We start from the raw sequence: 4473 nt of genomic DNA, 5'->3' as shown, positions 1-4473 counted from the left end.
CCACCTCGGCCACCGCTGCCTCCGGGTCGTCGCCCCGCTCGCGCGCCGCCCGGGCGACCAGGCGGTCGGCCTCGTCACGCAGCTCGGCGGCACGCTTCTGGACGCGCTCCAGTTGCTTGTTGAGGTCGACGACCTCGCGCTCGGCCTGCTTGGCCGCGTTGTTCGCGGAGTCGGCCTGGACCTCGGTGAGCGAACGCGCACCGGTGATCTCGGCGACCTCGGGCTCGAACACGCCCGCCCCGGCGACGATATGACGCGAAGCGTCGACGCCCGCGTCCTCCATCATCCGGAAGATCTGGCGGCGCTGGTGCGGCAGCGCGAGCGAGACGACGACACCGGACTTGCCGGCGCGCGCCGTACGGCCCGAGCGGTGCAGGTAGTCCTTGTGGTCACCGGCCGGGTCCACGTTCAGCACCAGGTCGATGCCGTCGACGTGGATACCGCGCGCGGCGACGTCGGTCGCGACGAGCGCGTTGACGTGACCGTCCTTGAAGTCGGCCAGCGTCCGCGTACGGGCGCCCTGCGTCATGCCGCCGTGCAGCGCGTCGGCCTTCACGCCCGAGTCACGGAGCTGCTCGGCGATACGGTCGGCGCCGAGCTGCGTGCGTACGAAGATGATCGTGCGGCCCTTGCGCGCGGCGATCGCCGAGGTGACGGGCGCCTTGTCCTTGGGCTTCACGACGAGCACGTGGTGCGTCATGGTCGTGACGTTGCCCTGGGCGCTGTCGACCTCGTGGCTGACCGGGTTGGTCAGGTAACGCTTGACCAGCGTGCCGATCTCGTTCTCCATCGTGGCGGAGAAGAGCATGCGCTGGCCGCCGGCCGGCACCAGGTCGAGCAGCTCGGTGACCTCGGGCAGGAAGCCCAGGTCCGACATCTGGTCGGCCTCGTCGATGACGGCGATCTGGACCTGGCTCAGCGAGGCGGCACCACGGTTGATGATGTCGCGCAGCCGGCCGGGGGTGGCGACGAGGATGTCGACGCCGCGCTCCAGCGCGTAGATCTGGTTACTCATCGACGTACCGCCGCAGACGACCTTCATCTTCAGCCCGAGTACGTCGCCGTACGGCTGGAGGGCGTCGGCCACCTGCATCGCCAGCTCACGGGTCGGCGTGAGGATGATGCCGCGCGGCTTCTTCTTCTCCGTGTGACCACCGGCGAGGGTGGCGAGCATCGGCAGGCCGAAGGAGAGGGTCTTGCCGGAGCCGGTACGGCCACGGCCCAGGATGTCCTTGCCGGCCAGGGCGTCGGGGATGGCCGCCGCCTGGATCGGGAAGGGCGAGGTGACGCCGTTCTGCGTGAGCTTGCGGACGACGCCTTCCGGCAGGCCCAGGTCGGTGAAGGTGAGGCCGGGCGTGCCGGAGTTGTTGTCGACAGCCGGCTCGTCCTCCTGCTTCTGCTCCTGGACGGGCTCGGCGGCGACGGCGGGCTCGGCGGCCTTGGCCTCGGCGGCGGGCGCGGGGGCCTCAGCGGGCTCCTCCGCCTTTACGGGCTCGGGCGCCTCATCGGCCTCGGCGGCCTGAGCCACCTCATCGGCCTCGGACACCTCATCGGTCTCGGCGACCTCAAGGATCTCGGAAGCCTCGTCGGCCTCAAGGGCCTCGATGGCTTCAATGACCTCAGGAGAATCGGCGATCTCGGCGATCTCGGCGTTCTTGGTGGACACGACGGACACAGCGGACACGACGGACTCGGTGATCTCAGTAACCTCAGGGGACTCGTTCTCGGGCACGACAGCGTGGTCAGTACTGGAAACGGACATGCGAAATGCGAAACCTTCCGGAGTCTCGGCACGCGCCCAAACTCCGTGATTTCGCAAATCGACCGCCTCAATGCGGTCAGCCACGGCTAGGGAGAGTACGCGCCACGCGGCGCTCTTCTGTGTCGGCGCCGGGCAATGATCAAACGATCTACTACCATACGCACCCACCCCCCTCTTAGGCAAACCGCCGGCGTCCCGGCCTCGTCACATGGGCCCGAGCTGCGGCGATGCCTTCGGCTCCTTCCGCATCCCCATGTCCATGGCCGCGTCCGTGTCCTCGAAGGCACCCATTCGCATCGCGCTCGCCCGCACATCCGCCGCCGGAGAAGCCGACGGCGCGCCGCTGGGCACCGTACCGGTGCCCGGGTCGGGGTCGGGCGAGCCGTCGCCGGTCCCGGTGCCCGGCCCGGGAGGCGGGCTCACCACCGGAGGCTGGGGCGGGGTCTGTACGGGAGGCTGGGGCACCTTGGACGGCCCCGGACGGCCGCCGCCGGGGTGGGCCGGGGCTCCCGGGCGAGGCCGCCCCGCGTGTGAGGAGTCCGACACATCGGGCGAGGGCGACGGCGAGGAACTCGGGCTGGGGGAAGCGCTCTTGCCCTTGTCGTCCGCGTCGATCCGGTCGGCCTTGTCCATACCGGCCCGGCCCTGCCTGCCGCCGGCGACGCCGGGGCCGGCGACCGTACCCCCGTCGGGCTCGGCGGCCGTACCGTGCCGGTCGGTCGAACGCGAAGGGGCGGGCTTCACCTCGTCGTCACCGACGCTCATGCAGCCGGCGCAGGCGGCGACCGCCAGCGAGGTGGCGATCCAGCCGGCGATGCGGCCGGGGACGGAAGGACCGGAGCGGGGCGACCCGGACGATTCGGACGGCACGGGCGCGGGCAGGGGTGACGCGGACGATGAGGAGGACGGAAGGATCGGCGGGGTCAGGGCGGACAACTGGCGCACGAAGGGCACCTCCGGAGCACGGTACGGATCTCCCCGCAGAAGGCGGGGGAAGGTTTCACTGCTCAACTGCCTTTTGGCGCCAGGGACACGCCCGTACCCGCTCCCAGGTTTCCGGCGGCACATTGTCACCCTCCGGCGGGCGGCCCTTCACAATGGCCATGTGCTGGAAATGACACGCGACGCCTTCGAAGAGCTGGTGAGCCAGGCTCTTGACCGGATCCCGCCGGAACTGACCCGGGTCATGGACAACGTGGCCGTGTTCGTGGAGGACGAACCGGACCCGGGCGATCCGGAGTTGCTGGGTCTGTACGAGGGAACGCCGCTCACGGAGCGTGGCGAGTGGTACGCCGGGGTACTGCCCGACCGGATCTCCGTCTACATGGGTCCGCTCCTGCGCTACTGCGGGACGGGGGAGGAAGTCGTCCACGAGGTCGCCGTGACCGTGGTCCACGAGATCGCCCACCACTTCGGCATCGACGACGAACGGCTGCACGAACTGGGCTGGGGATAACGCCGGGGGTAACGAGCCCCCGAGCCACCCCCGGGCCACCCCCGCCCCACGCATGGCGGCGCCCCGATATGGGCATACGCGCCCAATGGCCCGCGACGTACTCCGCGCCCTGCCGTCCCTCGCCGCACCACGCCGTACCGCACGACCACGCTCGCGCCTCACGGCCGGCGCCCGCGCCGCTCTCGCCCGTACGAGGCGCCCCCTCGGCCTGATGGCCGTCGTACTGCTGGGCGCGTGGCTCGGGCTGCTGATCGTCGGGAGCGTGCGCGCGCCGGTCGGTCCCATGGACACCCGGATGACGCTGCGGCCGTCCCTGACCGGCGGTACGAGGGTCAACGTATCCCCGCTGGGCGCCCTGGAACTGGACACCCACACCTCCCCCATCCGCCTCGACGTGGACGTCGACCAGCTCGACCCGGTCCGCGCGGGGGCGCTCGTGGAACACCCCGAGCGGCTCTCGGGTCTCCAGAGCGAGGTCACCCACGACGTCGAGGCGGGCGCCACGGAACTGGCCGTACGTTCCTGCGTCGCCGTCGTCTCCGGAGCGACCGCGCTCGGGCTCGCCGTATACCGGCGCCCCCGGCGCGCTCTGGCGGCGGGCGGTCTGGCTCTCGCGTTCCTGGCTGCCTCGGGAGCGGCCACGTACGCCACGTGGAACCCGAAGTCGGTGCTCGAACCGAAGTTCTCCGGGCTCCTCTCGTCCGCTCCGCAGGTCGTCGGCAACGCGCGCGCCATCGTCAGCGACTTCGACGTCTACCAGAAGGAATTGGCGCGGCTCGTCACCAATGTGACCAAGCTGTACGACGCGGCCTCGACGCTGCCCACGTACCAGCCGGACCCGGCCACCCTGCGCGTCCTGCACGTCTCCGACATCCATCTGAACCCGGCGGCCTGGCACATCATCGCCTCGCTCGTGGACCAGTACCAGATCGATGTCGTCATCGACTCCGGCGACACCATGGACCACGGCACGGCCGCCGAGAACGGTTTCCTGGACCCGATAGCCGACCTCGGCGCCCCCTACATCTGGGTCCGCGGCAACCACGACTCGGCGGTCACCCAGCAGTATCTGGAACGTATGAAGAACGTACGGGTGCTGGACGAGGGCAGCGCCGTCACCGTCGCCGGACTGCGCGTGGCGGGCACCGGCGACCCGCAGTTCACCCCGGACCGCACGGTGGAGGCGCGGGGCGACCCGGCGGAGGTGGCGGCGGGCCGGCTCCTGGCGAGGGGGCTGCGCGACCAGGCGCTGGCG

Annotated in this window: 4 protein-coding genes; 2 read left to right on the top strand and 2 right to left on the bottom strand. The window is 70.8% G+C overall.

Annotated elements, in window-relative coordinates:
- Positions 1-1762, bottom strand: a 1762-nt coding sequence (locus tag QR77_RS21210; protein WP_040023625.1) for a DEAD/DEAH box helicase, incomplete at its 3' end; no start/stop codon positions are given.
- A 204-nt stretch (positions 1763-1966) separates the two neighbouring features.
- Entirely contained in the window at positions 1967-2707 is a 741-nt protein-coding gene (locus QR77_RS21205) for a hypothetical protein (RefSeq protein ID WP_150130420.1), read from the bottom strand.
- A gap of 160 nt (positions 2708-2867) precedes the next feature.
- Between QR77_RS21205 and QR77_RS21200 the strand changes: the two genes are divergently transcribed.
- The gene (locus tag QR77_RS21200; RefSeq protein WP_040023623.1) at positions 2868-3218 is read left to right on the top strand and encodes a metallopeptidase family protein; all 351 of its coding nucleotides are present in this window, start codon (positions 2868-2870) and stop codon (positions 3216-3218) included.
- 211 nt (positions 3219-3429) lie between these two features.
- On the top strand, positions 3430-4473 hold a 1044-nt coding region (locus QR77_RS48905; protein ID WP_236711133.1), incomplete at its 3' end, for a metallophosphoesterase.

This window comes from Streptomyces sp. 150FB (assembly GCF_000818195.1).
Taxonomy (GTDB): Bacteria; Actinomycetota; Actinomycetes; order Streptomycetales; family Streptomycetaceae; genus Streptomyces.
The sequence above is the reverse complement of the archived record's forward strand: the minus strand, read 5'-3'. Positions and strand labels throughout refer to the sequence as shown.